15 protein-coding genes are annotated in these 13479 nt (G+C 73.8%); 5 read left to right on the forward strand and 10 right to left on the reverse strand.

What is annotated here, in order from left to right; all coding sequences use genetic code 11:
• Window positions 1-127 precede the first annotated feature (127 nt).
• The 3 genes from ACFYO8_RS06120 to ACFYO8_RS06130 all read left to right on the forward strand — a co-directional run bounded on the left by ACFYO8_RS06120 (window position 128) and on the right by ACFYO8_RS06130 (window position 3903).
• Window positions 128-2614 carry a DEAD/DEAH box helicase gene (locus tag ACFYO8_RS06120; RefSeq protein ID WP_387188840.1) on the forward strand — a complete coding sequence of 829 codons (2487 nt, stop codon included), beginning with the start codon at window positions 128-130 and terminating at the stop codon, window positions 2612-2614.
• A gap of 235 nt (window positions 2615-2849) precedes the next feature.
• Window positions 2850-3056, forward strand: coding sequence for a hypothetical protein (locus tag ACFYO8_RS06125; RefSeq protein ID WP_354867920.1), 207 nt, complete (start codon window positions 2850-2852; stop codon window positions 3054-3056).
• Window positions 3057-3324: 268 nt separating this feature from the next.
• Window positions 3325-3903 (forward strand): hypothetical protein, encoded by a 579-nt coding sequence (locus tag ACFYO8_RS06130; RefSeq protein WP_387188841.1) that lies wholly within the window; start codon window positions 3325-3327, stop codon window positions 3901-3903.
• Window positions 3904-3950: 47 nt separating this feature from the next.
• Here ACFYO8_RS06130 and ACFYO8_RS06135 read toward each other — a convergent pair whose 3' ends face one another.
• From ACFYO8_RS06135 to ACFYO8_RS06175, 9 genes are all read right to left on the reverse strand, one after another.
• Entirely contained in the window at window positions 3951-4415 is a 465-nt protein-coding gene (locus ACFYO8_RS06135; protein WP_387188842.1) for an Rv3654c family TadE-like protein, read from the reverse strand.
• The gene (locus ACFYO8_RS06140) at window positions 4412-4783 is read right to left on the reverse strand and encodes a TadE family type IV pilus minor pilin (RefSeq protein ID WP_387188843.1); all 372 of its coding nucleotides are present in this window, start codon (window positions 4781-4783) and stop codon (window positions 4412-4414) included. Before ACFYO8_RS06140 ends, ACFYO8_RS06135 begins: the two co-directional genes overlap by 4 nt.
• Window positions 4784-4893: 110 nt before the next feature.
• Complete coding sequence (locus ACFYO8_RS06145; RefSeq protein WP_013283643.1) at window positions 4894-5061, reverse strand: DUF4244 domain-containing protein; 168 nt, start codon at window positions 5059-5061, stop codon at window positions 4894-4896.
• Between the two features lie 23 nt (window positions 5062-5084).
• Window positions 5085-5813, reverse strand: coding sequence for a type II secretion system F family protein (locus tag ACFYO8_RS06150; protein ID WP_387188844.1), 729 nt, complete (start codon window positions 5811-5813; stop codon window positions 5085-5087).
• Complete coding sequence (locus ACFYO8_RS06155; protein ID WP_387256846.1) at window positions 5813-6712, reverse strand: hypothetical protein; 900 nt, start codon at window positions 6710-6712, stop codon at window positions 5813-5815. The genes ACFYO8_RS06150 and ACFYO8_RS06155 overlap by 1 nt, the downstream gene beginning before the upstream one ends.
• Window positions 6709-7920 carry a TadA family conjugal transfer-associated ATPase gene (locus ACFYO8_RS06160; protein ID WP_354867905.1) on the reverse strand — a complete coding sequence of 404 codons (1212 nt, stop codon included), beginning with the start codon at window positions 7918-7920 and terminating at the stop codon, window positions 6709-6711. Before ACFYO8_RS06160 ends, ACFYO8_RS06155 begins: the two co-directional genes overlap by 4 nt.
• Entirely contained in the window at window positions 7917-9020 is a 1104-nt protein-coding gene (ssd, locus tag ACFYO8_RS06165) for a septum site-determining protein Ssd (RefSeq protein ID WP_354867902.1), read from the reverse strand. The genes ACFYO8_RS06160 and ssd overlap by 4 nt, the downstream gene beginning before the upstream one ends.
• Before the next feature lie 457 nt (window positions 9021-9477).
• Entirely contained in the window at window positions 9478-10404 is a 927-nt protein-coding gene (locus tag ACFYO8_RS06170; RefSeq protein ID WP_387188847.1) for an IS3 family transposase, read from the reverse strand.
• On the reverse strand, window positions 10401-10760 hold the full coding sequence (locus ACFYO8_RS06175) for a transposase (RefSeq protein ID WP_354867896.1): 360 nt from the start codon (window positions 10758-10760) through the stop codon (window positions 10401-10403). The genes ACFYO8_RS06170 and ACFYO8_RS06175 overlap by 4 nt, the downstream gene beginning before the upstream one ends.
• Window positions 10761-11297: 537 nt before the next feature.
• On the opposite strand from ACFYO8_RS06175, the gene ACFYO8_RS06180 reads away from it, so the two are divergent.
• Together ACFYO8_RS06180 and ACFYO8_RS06185 are read left to right on the forward strand one after the other, a co-directional pair.
• Window positions 11298-11546, forward strand: coding sequence for a tyrosine-type recombinase/integrase (locus tag ACFYO8_RS06180; RefSeq protein ID WP_354867894.1), 249 nt, complete (start codon window positions 11298-11300; stop codon window positions 11544-11546).
• 333 nt (window positions 11547-11879) lie between these two features.
• Window positions 11880-12686, forward strand: coding sequence for an HAD-IB family hydrolase (locus ACFYO8_RS06185; RefSeq protein WP_354867891.1), 807 nt, complete (start codon window positions 11880-11882; stop codon window positions 12684-12686).
• A gap of 13 nt (window positions 12687-12699) precedes the next feature.
• On the opposite strand, the gene ACFYO8_RS06190 is transcribed toward ACFYO8_RS06185, so the two are convergent.
• Entirely contained in the window at window positions 12700-13446 is a 747-nt protein-coding gene (locus ACFYO8_RS06190; RefSeq protein WP_354867888.1) for an oxidoreductase, read from the reverse strand.
• Between the last annotated feature and the right edge of the window lie 33 nt (window positions 13447-13479).

The raw sequence follows: 13479 nt of genomic DNA on the forward strand, positions 1-13479 counted from the left end.
CTCCTCGGTAAACTCTCCTGGGCATCTAACCATCTCCCCGTGCGACCCCTCGGGTCACCGCCAGGGCTCTCCCCTTACCCCCACCCTGCGGTTCCCAATTCCGAACACCAGTGCGAGAGTGCAGGACGTGACCGACCACAGCCCCGGCCCGCGACGTGCTCCGGGCGAGCTGCTGCACCGGCTGCGGCTGCGTCACGCCACCGACCCGGTCACCCACGTCGAACGCGTCCCGGCCCGCGCCGGCGAGCCCGTCGCGTGGCCCGGCTGGGCACCGGAGGAACTGCGGGCGGCGTTCGCGCGACGCGGCGTCACCGCCCCCTGGCGGCACCAGGCCGAGGCCGCCGAGCTGGCGTACGCGGGACAGCACGTGGTCGTCGCCACCGGCACGGCGTCCGGCAAGTCCCTGGCGTACCAGTTACCCGCGCTGAGCACGCTGCTCGCCGACCCGCGCGCCACCGTGCTCTACCTGGCGCCGACCAAGGCGCTCGCCGCCGACCAGCTCCGCGCCGTCGCCGCTCTCGAACTCGACGGGGTACGCCCCGCCACCTACGACGGAGACACGCCGCGCGCCGAGCGGGAGTGGATCCGCCGGCACTCCCGGTTCGTGCTGACCAACCCGGACATGCTGCACCACGGCATCCTGCCCGGGCACGCCCACTGGTCCGGGTTCCTGCGCCGCCTCGCGTACGTGGTCGTCGACGAGTGCCACACCTACCGGGGCGTCTTCGGCTCACACGTCGCGCACGTCCTGCGGCGGCTGCGCCGGCAGTGCGCCCGCTTCGGGCGTACCCCCGTCTTCCTGCTGGCGTCGGCCACGTCGGGTGACCCGGCGACGGCGGCCGGGCGGCTCACCGGCCTGCCCGTCACCGCCGTCACCGAGGACACCTCGCCGCGCGGCGGAGTGACGTTCGCGCTCTGGGAACCGCCACTGCTGCCTCCCGCCGACTCGGCTCCCGGCGCCGACCTCGTCCAGGTCCGGCGCTCCGCACTGCGCGAGACCGCCGACCTGCTCGCCGACAGCGTGGTCGAGGGGGTACGCACGCTCGCGTTCGTGCGGTCCCGCCGGGGCGCCGAGGTGGTCGCCGCGAACACCCGGCGGGCGCTCGACGAGGCGGTGCCCGGGCTGGGCGACCGGGTGGCCGCCTACCGGGCCGGCTACCTGCGCGAGGAACGCCGCGAGCTGGAACGGGCGCTGCTGCACGGCGACCTGCTCGGGCTCGCCTCCACCAACGCGCTCGAACTCGGCGTCGACCTGGTCGGGCTGGACGCGGTGCTGATCTGCGGCTGGCCCGGCACCCGCGCGTCGCTGTGGCAGCAGGCCGGGCGGGCCGGGCGCTCCGGCGACGAGGCGCTCGCCGTGCTGGTGGCCCGGGACGACCCGCTCGACACCTACCTGGTGCACCACCCGGAGGCGCTGTTCGGGCGGCCGGTCGAGGCGACTGTGCTCGACCCGGCCAACCCGTACGTGCTCGCACCGCAGCTCGCCTGCGCCGCCCACGAGTCCCCGCTCACCCCGGCCGACCTGGATCTGTTCGGGGAGGGCGCCAAGGAGGCGGTGGACTCGCTGGTCGAGGCGGGGGCGCTGCGGCAGCGGCCCACCGGCTGGTACTGGCGGCACCGGGAACGCCCCGAGGTCGACCTGCGCGGCGAGGGCGGCGCACCGGTGTGCGTGGTGGAGGAGTCCACCGGCCGGCTGCTCGGCACCGTTGACGGCGGATCGGCGCACTTCCTGCTGCACACCGGCGCTGTCTACCTGCACCAGGGCGTCTCGTACGTGGTCGACTCGCTCGACCTGGCCGACGGGTGCGCGCTCGTGCACGCCGAGGAGCCGGACTGGTCCACCCACGCCCGCGACGTCACCTCGCTGTCTGTGGTGTCGGTCCGCTCGTACGTGGACGCCGGACCGGTCGGCCTGTTCCTCGGCGAGGTGGACGTGACCAGCCAGGTGGTGTCGTACCAGCGGCGGCGCATCGCCACCGGCGAGGTGATCGACACCCGCCCGCTGGACCTGCCGGCCCGCGAACTGCGCACCGTCGCGGTGTGGTTCACGCTGTCCCCCGAGTCGCTGACCGGCGCCGGTGTCGAGGCGCCGGACGTGCCGGGCGCGCTGCACGCCGCCGAGCACGCCGCCATCGGCCTGCTGCCGTTGATGGCGACCTGCGACAGGTGGGACATCGGCGGGCTGTCCACCGCCCTGCACCCGGACACCGAGGCGCCCACCGTCTTCGTCTACGACGGCCATCCCGGCGGCGCGGGTTTCGCCGAACGGGCGTACGGCACCGCCGCCGCGTGGCTGCGCGCCACCCGGGACGCGATCGCCGAATGCGGGTGCGAGACCGGGTGCCCGTCCTGCGTCCAGTCCCCGAAGTGCGGCAACGGCAACAACCCGCTGGCCAAGGCGGAGGCGGTGAAGGTCCTCGACGTGGTGCTGACCAACCTGGCCGCGGCCGGTCGCGCGGACGCGTTTGCCGGCCCGCACGCGGACGGCCCGGAGGTGGGCGGCCCGGAGGTGGGCGGCGGCCCGGGCTCGGAGGCGCGGCGCGGTGAGGCGCTGCCCCGGCAGGGCGACCGAGTGGCCCACCCGGCTCCGGCGACCGGCGGCACACCCGCCTGACCTCCTCGACCACCGGCAGGTCGCGCCGCCGGATGGCTCGACCGGCCCGCCGGAGGGCTCGCCGGCCACGTCGGGAGGTTGCGGTATCGGGAGGCGCTGAGCCCACCCCTTCGCCGTACCGGTGTGGAAAAGGCATGAGCAGGGGGCGGTCAGGGCATTGATACATGGGAGCGCTTCCATGCATCATTTCCGGTAGCGCAGGTGACCCGAGACCCGTCCCGCCGGAGGTGCCGCCGTGGCCGACACGATCGCCGAGACCGTCGAACTGCTCTACACCATCGACCAGGAACACCTCACCCCCGACCAGCAGATAGCGCTGGGCACCGCGATGGCCACCCTCGCCCAGGCGGAGCGGCTGGAGCAGATTAACGAGCGTCTGCGCGGCATCCATCAGGTGCTGAACACCTGGGCGATGAAGGCCACCCTCGACGGCGGTCGCTGACCTTGCGCCTCGCCCGGACGCGCCCGTCGCGGCGTGCCGGTCACCGTGCGCCCCGCCCGGCGCTGCGTGCTGGACCGCGGTGTGCTGGACTGCGGCGTGCTGACCGGCGCGGTGTGCTGGCCGGCGCGGTTCGCCGGCCATGGCGGCGTGTCGACCGTTGCTGGCCGTTCGGCATGCGGGAGGCGCTCGTCCAGGCAGCGGGATGCGGTCGGGCCAACGGCGTTGGGCCTGCTGTGCGAGACTCCGGCGACCCCTCGAAGGAGATCAGATGTCGCCCGATAATTTGCAGGCCCAGCAGCGGTTCATCATCCGTCAGCGGATCCGGATGATGGTCAACCAGTACGAGGTGCACTCGGTGGCGCCCGACGGCTCCGAAGGAGGGCTGCTCGCGTTCGCGCAGCAGAAGCGGCTCGCCTTCAAGGAGCAGGTGACCATCTACACCGATGACACCAAGCAGTACCCCCTTCTCGGTTTCAAGGCCCGTCAGCGGCTCGACCTCGGCGCCACCTACGACGTGACGGACCACGCGGGCAACCCCATCGGGCTGTTCCGCAAGGACTTCGCCCAGTCACTGCTGCGCTCGACGTGGCACGTCGAGCAGCCCGGGCTGCCGCCCGCCACCGGGCAGGAGCGCAGCATGCCGGTGGCGCTGCTGCGCCGGTTCGTCGACTCGCTCTCCTGGCTGCCGTACCACTTCGATTTCGTGACCGGCGGACAGCCGGTGTTCTCGGTCGACCGGAAGTGGGGCCTGCGGGACCGGTACTCCGTGGAGATCCAGCACCCGCAGATCGACCGTCGACTGGTCATCGCCATGGCGGTCGGACTGGACGCCCTGCAGTCCCGCTGACCTGCGGCCCCCGGCTGGCTCCCGGTTCCGGCACTGGCGTCCACCCGTCAGGACCGGGCCGGGCCGGCCCGGGACGTCGCGGTGGCGTCCCGGGTCAGTCCCGGCAGCGGTGCGACACGTACCCGCGCCGTGACGATCAGGTCCAGTCCGTCCACCCGGCACCCGGTCATCCGGCCACCGTTTGCCGAGACCAGGTCGGCGGCACGACCGCAGGCGGCGCCGGTTCCGTCGAGCACCTGCGCGGCACCGGCCAGCGCCCCGAAGTCCGCCGCGTTGCGGGCCTGATGCCGCGCGCACCGGGCCGCCCCGAGCGCGGCACCGAACACCCCGACCAACACGAACACGAGCCCTACCGCGAGCAGGCATACGGTGGCGCCGCCCCGGTCCGCCGAGGACCTACCGCCGGCGGACTGCCCGCGTTCCCCGCTCTTCCATGGACCGCCCGTGATCGGCGGTCTTCCTGCGGCGGGCCGGCGGGACGACGAGTCAGCCGGGAATCCTTCAGCTCTCACGGCACCGGTGCACCGGGTTCCACGGCGGCCACCGCCTCCCCCGACACGACCAGGCGAGGCAGCCGCGTCCCGAAGGTCCGGACCGGCGCCCGGACCGTCGCCGTCACCCGATCACCGGCGACCGTCACGGCCACCTGGGCGCCGTCCGGGGCGTACCGGCTTCCGGCGACCGCGCCGGACTCACCCCGGGCCGCGGCGACAGCCGCCTCCCGGGCGGCGTCGACACACGCGAGCCGGGTGCCCACCGCGTTCACGGAGGTCAGACCGGCGACGAGGAGCAGCATGAGCGCCGGCAGGCCGGCCGCGAACTCGGCGGTGAAGGAGCCCCGCTCGCACGCGATCGACGAGCGCCACCGCCGCCACGCCACCCCGGCCCGGCCGCTGCCGGCGTCCCGGAGCGGGCCGGGCCCGGTTGATACGCCCAGCGGGACCGCTGAGGTCAGCCACCGACCACGACGGCCGGCCCGCCGGCGCCCGATCACTTCAGGGCCCGGTCGATGACGGCGGTCAGCGCGGACTGCACGTTTCCGGAGGTGAGCACCTTCAGCAGGATCCCGGCGAAGGCGACCGCGGCGAGGGTGCCCACCGCGTACTCGGCGGTGTTCATGCCGGCGTCACCCCGCAGGCGGGTGAGGAGCTTGCGCATGTCGTACGTCCCTTCTCGATGGTTCACAGCACGTCGCCGAGGACGGCGGCGATCACCGGCACCAGACCGGCGAGAATGAAGGCGGGCAGGAAGCACAGCCCGAGCGGCAGCACGATGAGCACGCCCGCCCGGCGGGCCGCCGCCTCGGCCGCTGTCGACCGTTCGGCACGCAGGTCGTCGGCCAGCCGGGTCAGCGCGCGAGCCAGTGCGGCGCCGCTGTTCGACGAGCGGACCGCCGCCGCGACCACGGGTTCGGCCCCGGTGACGCCGCTCAGGTGCGCCCACGCCTCGCCGGGGTCGCCACCGAGCTGCAGCGTGCGGCCGACCCGGCCGAGCCGGTCCGCGAGCGGTCCACCGAGCGCCTCGGCGACGGCGAGCACCGAGCGGTCGACCGGTGCGCCCGCCCGCAGCGCGGCCGCCAGCAGATCCGCGGCCAGTGGCAGGTCGACTGCCTCGCGCAGTCGCCGTTCCCGGGCGGCGCGCGGCTCGATCCGGCGCAGCAGACGGTCGGCGGCGACACCGGCCGGCAGCCCGAGGAACACGCCCGTCACGCCGCCGACCACGACCGCCACGGCGATCCCGGCCAGCGCTGCGCCGAGGCGTACCCGATCCGGCCACCACGCCGGGCGGGCCGGCGTCGTCGCCGGGGCGAGCCGGCGCAGCCGCCGCGCCGGACGGACCACCGGACCGGCGACGACCAGCAGCGATGCGGCGCCGCCCAGGCAGGCGGCGGCCAGCACCTGCCGTGCCATCAGGCGGCCCGTCCGGGCGCGACGCCGAGCCGCTCGGCCCACAGCAACCCGACGACCTGCAACACGACCGCCGCGACCGCGCTTCCGGCGCCCACCGGCGTGTGCAGGAGCACTGCCACCGGGTCCACCCCGATGCCGTAGCCGAGACCGATCCCGCCGAGCGGCAACGCGGCCAGCAGCCAGGCGGTCGCCCGCGCCCCGGCGGCCTGGGCGGCGGCAGCCGCAAGGCCCCGATCGGCGGCGCGGGCGTCGGCCTCGATCCGTTCCAGCAGATCGGCCAGCGGCGCACCGGTCCGGTCAGCCAGCCTGCCCGCGGCGCGGGCCAGCCGCGCGACGCGTCCCGGGCCGTCGTCGACAGCGCCGTCGGCAGGTAGCCCGGCCCGCAGGTCGGCGGCGACGGCGGCCAGCCGGTCGAGATCGCGGCGGTGCGCGAGGGCGGCCGCCCGGTTGGTACGCCGGCGCAGCACCGCCCGGGCCGCGAGCACGCCATAGGTGGCGAGCACCAGGGCGGCCACCGGGCCGCCGAGCAGCGCCCCGGTCACGGCGCCACACAGTGCCGCAGCGGGCAGCAGGCGTCCGGCGGAAGACCCGGGGGCGGCGGCCCACCGCCGGATCCGGCGGGCCAGTGCGGAAGGTGACACCGAAACGTGGCGCCCGGCACCGGGTCGAGTCCGCTCCCGGTCGCGGCCGGGCGGACCGGCGGACGCCTTCGGCCTGGAGTCGAGTGGACGTCGTGGTGGGTCCGGCGGGGCGGAACGCGCTCCCTCCGCCCGCTCCACCGGGATGCCCGGCTCACCCAGCACCGCCAGCCTCCGGGCCCGACCGGCACGTACCGGCCAGGCGACGGCGACCGCCGCGGCGACCAGGAGCAGGACCGCCGGCCAGAGGTGGCCGGTCACGACGGTTCCGCCGGGGTGGGCCACGCGGCCTGGAGGATCGGCGGCACCGGCGCTCCCCGCTCCCGCACCAGGTCGGCGAGCGCCCGGGCCGCCGGACCGAGACCCCGGCCGCGTACCCAGGCCGGGACCACGGTCACCACCCGGTCGGGCCCTTCGGGCAACAGCAGGCCGATGGAGTCCAGCACGCGTCCCTCGCCGGTGCGGCGGAGCTGGAGGACGACCTGCAACGCGGCGGCGACCTGGGCGTGCAACGCGAGCCGGGGCAGGCCGCCGAGCATCCCGAGCGCCTCCAGCCGGGCCGGAACGTCGGCAGGGGTGTTCGCGTGCAGCGTTCCCGCCCCGCCGTCGTGGCCGGTGTTCAACGCGGCGAGCAGGTCGACCACCTCGGCGCCCCGGCACTCGCCCACGACCAGCCGGTCCGGCCGCATCCGCAGCGCCTGCCGTACCAGGTCGCCGAGCCCGACGGCACCGGCGCCCTCGACGTTCGCCGTCCGCGCCTGCAACCCGATCACGTGCGGGTGCACCGGGCGCAACTCGGCGGCGTCCTCCACGAGCACGATCCGCTCGGTGCCGGGCACCAGCCCGAGCAACGTGTTGAGCAGCGTGGTCTTGCCGGAGCCGGTGCCGCCACTGACCAGGTACGCGAGGCGGGCCGCCACGAGGGCGGCGAGCAGCGGGGCGACCGGCCGGGGCACGGTGCCCCGCTCGACCAGTTCGTCGAGTGTGAACGGCCGCTGCCGGAAGGTACGCAGCGACAGGTAGGGCCCGTCGGTCGCCACCGGAGGCAGCACCGCGTGCAGCCGGGTGCCGTCGGGCAGCCGCGCGTCCGCGTACGGGGAGGCGTCGTCCAGCCGCCGCCCGGCCGCCGACGTGAGGCGCTGCGCCAGGCGGCGTACGTCGTCGAGCGTGCCCAGTGGCACGGCGACCTGATGCAGCCCTCGCCCTCTGTCGACCCAGACGCGGACCCCGTTCACCAGCACGTCGGTGACCTGCGGATCGGCGAGCAGCGGCGCCAGTGGGCCGGCGCCGACCAGGTCGTCGTGCACCCGGTCGGCGATCCGCAGCAGCGTGGTGTCACCGAGCACCGCCGCCGCCGGTTCGGCGCGTACCGCGGAGACGATCGCCGCCGGCGTGACCGGGGTGGCCTCGGCGGCGAACCGGTGCCGGACCCGGGCGGCCAGTTCCCCCGGGTCAGCCGGCGTGGTCACGCCGCACCAGCGGCCGACGAGCCGGCCATCTCGTCCACGAGCCGCTGGCAGAGCGCGGCGAGCGGCCCCTTCCCGCTCGCGCCCGGCGCCTCGCCCCGTTCCAGCCCACGGCACAGTCCCGGCTCGGGTCGCAGCGTGCCGGCGAGCGGCAGGCCCAGCGCCCGGGACACCTCGGCCGCGCGGAGCCGGCCGGGCGCCGGGCCGCGCACGATGACCGAGAGGTCGACGCAGTGCGGCGCGGCGACGGCGGCGACCCGGGCCGCCGCGGCCGCCGCCCGCAGCTCGGCCGGTACGACGAGAAGTGCGCGGTCGGCGGCCTGGAGCGCGATCACCGCCGCGTCGTCGAGGTGCCGGGGTAGATCGAGCACGACCAGATCCCGCCCTCGCCGTCCGGCGTCGACTGTCGCGGCCATCGCCTCCGCCGGCAGGTGCCGCAGGTCGCCCCGGTCCCAGGAGAGCACCACCAGGTCGCCTCGGCTGGGCAGCGCGCGGATCAGCGACGGCGGGTCGACGCGCCCGTCCGTGCCGGCCAGCTCGGGCCAGCGCAACCCGTCGAGCTGCTCCCACCCGAGCACCAGGTCGAGACCGCCGCCGAGCGGGTCGGCGTCGACCAGCAGCGTGCGCAGCCGGGACCGGGCCGCGGTGACGGCGAGCCCGCCGGCCAGCACGCTGGCCCCGGCGCCGCCCCGCCCGCCGAGCACCGCCACCACCCGCCCCGACGCCGGTCCCGCCGGGCCGGCCCCGCATTCGGCGAACCGGTCGATCAGCCAGGGCTCGGCGGCCGGCAGCGTCGCGACGTGCTCCGCGCCGATCAGCTCGGCCAACTCCGTACCCGGATCGAGCTGGCCGGAGCGACCGACCAGGACCGTGCGGGGACGGCGGGGAAGGCGGGCCCGCAGGCAGGCCGCCGCCTGGTCGGCGCCGACCAGCACCAGCGGCGCCGGCGCCCAGCGGGCCCGGGCGGCCGCCGGATCGGCGGCCAGCTCGACCTCGGTGCCACCGGCCGCCGCGAGCCGCAGCAGCTCGTCGAGAAGGTCGCCGTCGGAGGTGACGAGCAGAGGCAGGCGACGGTACGGCGGGAGAGGGGTGCGCGGCGGCATGGCGGCCTCCATCGGTCGGACTCGGACGTCCCCGGTAGCCTGCCGAGCCGACGAGGCGAGCGAGGGGGATGACCGCTCGCCTGTGGACGACGAAGTGTGATGTGGACAGACCTCGGCGGAGTAGTGGATCTGCTATGTGCCGCGAGGGCGGAGCACTGAGCGCACGGTCAGCCACTGACTACGGGGATCGAGTACGGCGACTTCCTGGGCCAGCTGCACCAGGTCCCGCCGAGCGCCGAACTCGCCGCTGTCCTGCCGGTGGAGACCTACCGGTCGACCGCGGGCGAGCGGCTGCGAACGCTCGGGGAACTACGTGCAGGCAACCCCTCTCCCGCGCCGCCCGCCTTCGTCGCCGCCTATGAGGCAGCCTTGGCTGACAACAGGAAATCTACGAGCAGATCGACCGCGAGGAGCGTGAGAGGCGGGATGAGTTCCCCCCGCTTTGATGGAGCGGTGGTTACCTGCTGCCGGCTGGTGCAGGGGTGGCGATAGGTGGCTCGGCTGGCTCGGTTCGGTGGCTGTGCCAGGCGGTCTCGTACTCGTTTGGGCTGAGGTAGCCCAGTTCCTTCTGGATGCGGCGGGTGTTGTACCAGCCGTCGATGTAGGCGAAGATCGCGTTCTCGGCCTCATCCCGGGTCCGCCAGCTCGTGCGGTAGACGAGTTCGATCTTCAACGTCGACCAGAAGTTCTCCATCAGGGCGTTGTCGTAGCTGTCGCCGACGGATCCCATCGAGGGCAGGATCCCGTTGTCCTGCAAGCGTTCCGCGAAGCAAAACGACGTGTAGTTCGATCCCCTGTCCGAGTGGTGGATCAACTGGCCGTCGCGGACATCACGCGACCAGATGCCGTATTCGAGGGCGGCGAGGATCAGGTCGGTGTCGCAGCGGTCGGAGGTCTTCCAGCCGACGATCCGGCGGGAGAACACGTCGCGGACCGCAGCCAACCAGAACACGCCCTCACCGCAGGGGATGCGGGTGGCGTCGGCGACCCAGAGCCGGTTCGGCCCGTCGGCGGTGAACGGCCGGTTGACCAGATCCGGTGCCGGTGTGTGCCGTGGATCCTGCTTCGTGGAGCCGCCGCGCCAGCCTCGACGCAGGAACGCCCCCTGCCAGCCCTGCTGCGCCATCAACCGCTCGATCCGCTTACGGCCCACGTAGATGCCGTCACGGCGTAGCTGCCGGTGGACCCGGTCCGCGCCGTAGGTGCGCCCCGATGTCTCCCAGATCTCGTGGATGTTGGAGACCAGACCCAGGTCGACCACGTCACGGTCGCAGGGCTGCTCGACCTGCTTCACCCACGCGTAGTAGGTCGAAGCACCGATGTTCAGGACCCGTAGCAGGAGCGCGACCGCGAACTGGTCACGGTGTTCGTGGATGAACCTCATGACCGTCGCCGGGTCGGGTCGAGCTCCGCCGCGAAATACGCGCTCGCAGCCTTCAGAATCTCGTTCGCCCGCCGCAACTCGGTGACTTCCCTGCGCAGCCGGCGGTTCTCCTCCGCCATCTCGCTGGTCGGCCGGTCGTGACGCTCGTCGGCGTCGGCCTCAGCCTGACGGATCCAGTTCCTGAGCGCCTCGTGATGCACACCAAGCTGCTCGGCCAGGCGCCGGATCACCGGCTTCGGATCCGACTCGCGGTACAAACGCACAGCGCGCTGACGTAGCTCATCGGGGTACTTCTTCGGTGCTGCCACGGACAACTTCCTCCCCACGGCCATCAGACCATGATCAAGAAGCTCCATGAAAGCGGGGGTAGCTCACGTCGTTGGATGCGTCTGCCTCCGGACCAGTAGAGGCCGAAGTAGACCAGAGGCGCCCAGATGACCAACCAGACAACGAGGGTCACCACCGGATGTTTCCAGCCGGTCAACAGCGCGGACAGCAGACCACCGATGACTGCGCCAAGGATGGTGGCCGCTACTCTCCGCCGACGATCCATGGCCCTGGCATTCCCAGATCCCGATCGAGCTAATCCCCGCCAGCGAATCGAGAGCGTTCCTCCTGGCCGCGCTCCGCGAGCTGCACAACGCCGCCGACGATCCGGACCCGCGAGTCCTGGTCTTCCGCGACCGGGTCGGCCGGCCGCTGCGCCGATCGAACTTCCGGCGCCGGGTGTGGCTGCCGTCGCTGGTCCGCGCCGGGCTGCTCGGGCAGGTCGTCAACACCGGCCCGCACCGGTACCGCGCGACCTGGCCGGACCGGGAGGGCATCGAGTGGTCGGCCGAGTTCACCACCAAGCGGGAGGCTGTCGCCTGCGTGCGGGCAAGGCGTCCGGCGGGATGCGGTTCCACGATCTGCGGCACGCCTACGCCACCTGGCTGGTCACCGACGGCGTTCCGATCAACCTGGTGCAGCGGGTGATGGGCCACGAACAGGCGTCGACGACGCTCAACCGCTACACCCACACCCCGGACGACTACGCCGCCCGCGTCCTGGAGGCGTTCAACGGCTCTGCTGCCTCTCTGCTGCCTCCGACCGGAGAAACGCCCTCGGGGAGCCTGCTCGACGGGGAAGGAGATGACCTGTGATCTGCGGCGGAGCGCTCACGGTGCAAAGGGACGACCCCCGTCGGGGGGAGACGGGGGTCGTCTGTGGTTCGGCTCCGGGGGGGTCGAGCCGAACCGACTCAGCGGTTACGGGGGGTGCAACCGCCGAGGGCCGAGCGGCGCCGGGTATGCGAACTCCCGTCGCGAGCATAAGCATGCCGCAGTCGACCCTTATACGTCGAGTGTTGTTCACTCCACGCAAAGCTAAATTCATCGATAACTACCTGTGACCGCCATCACTCCTCCGGGTGCTCATCAGCTTTCGCCACCCGGGCGGACGCCCGGACGTCGCCCGTCGGGCTAGACTTTCGCGCCGTGGGCCGTAGCGCCGCTTTCTTCGATCTCGACAAGACCGTCATCGCCAAGTCGAGCGCACTGGCGTTCGGTCGGCCGTTCTACCGGGACGGGCTGATCACCCGGCGTGACGTGGTCAAGTCGGCGTACGCGCAGTTGATGTTCCGGCTGGGCGGCACCGACGAGCAGACCATGGCCCGCACCCGGGACTACCTGGCCACGCTCTGCAAGGGCTGGCCGGTGGAACAGGTCCGCCAGATCGTCGCGGAGACGCTGCACGAGCTGATCAACCCCTATGTGTACGCCGAGGCGGCCGCTCTGATCGAGGAGCACCAGGCCGCCGGGCGGGACGTGGTGCTGGTCTCCGCGTCGGGCGACGAGATGGTCCGGCCGATCGGTGAGCTGCTCGGGATCACCGATGTGATCGCCACCCGCATGGGCGTGGTGGACGGCCGTTACAGCGGCGAGGTCGAGTTCTACGCGGCCGGTCCGAGCAAGGTCGAGGCGGTGAGCGAACTGGCTCTGGAGCGCGACTACGACCTGGCCGACTCGTACGCGTACTCCGACTCGTACTCCGATCGCCCGTTGCTGGAGTGCGTGGGGCATCCGACGGTGGTCAACCCGGACCGGGCGCTGCGCAAGCTGGCGGTGGAGAACTCGTGGCCGGTGCTGGAGTTCCGGCACCCGATCCCGCTGGGCCGCCGGCTGCGCGAACGGCCTGCGGTGCCGGTCGCGGCGGCGGCACTGGGCGTGGGCGTCGGGGTGGCCATCGGCATCGCCTGGTACGGCCGGCACCGCCGCACCCGCACCGCCGCACCCATCGCCTGACACCCGCGCCCTCTCAGGACGCGGCGAGGATCTCGTCGCCGATCAGCGTGATCTGGTCGGCGCCGACCTCCACCGCGCTCATGTAGTGCCGCAGCCAGGAGCGCAGGCCGTCGGGCGTGCCGGTGGCGAACGCGCCGGCCGCGCCGACGTACTCCGGTTCGCGCTCGCGGTGACCGACGTCCACCGCGACCAGCCCGCGGGGGTCGAACCCGGTGGAGATCAGCACCAGCCGGGCGGCGGCGCGGGCCACCACGCCGGACGGGCCGGGGAACGGGCGCAGGTTCAGCAGCTCGCCGTGTACGACGGCGGCCAGCACCAGCGGTGGCACCTTCGTGCCGCCTGCGGCCAGGGCGGCCAGGCCGTCGAGACGGGCCGCGACCACGGGGTCGGCGACGGGCCGTCCCAGTTCCTCCTCGGTGACCACGTCGCGGGCGGCGAGCACGTGCAGCCGGGCGAGCACCTGCCGGGGCGCCTTGGGCCAGAGGTCGCTCAGCCCGGGCAGCGCCCCGGCGACCCGCAGCGCGCCCTGGAGCACCGGGTCGGTGACGGTGCCGGCGCGTACCTCCTCGCGGTCGTGGACGCGGCCCTCCAGCGCGGCGCTGGCCACGGCGGAGCGGAGGCTGACCTCGGCGGCGACCTGGCCGCCCTGGCGGCGCAGCGCGCGGTGCCGGTGGGCCAGGTCGACCCGCTCGCGGGCCTGCTCGACGGCGGAGGCGACGTCGGCGAGCGCGAGCAGCGGGGCGAGCGGATCGGTGGTCACCCCGTCACGCTAGCGACCGCTGGGCTCCACCCA

It is taken from the genome of Micromonospora sp. NPDC005257, from assembly GCF_042872445.1.
Taxonomy (GTDB): Bacteria; Actinomycetota; Actinomycetes; order Mycobacteriales; family Micromonosporaceae; genus Micromonospora.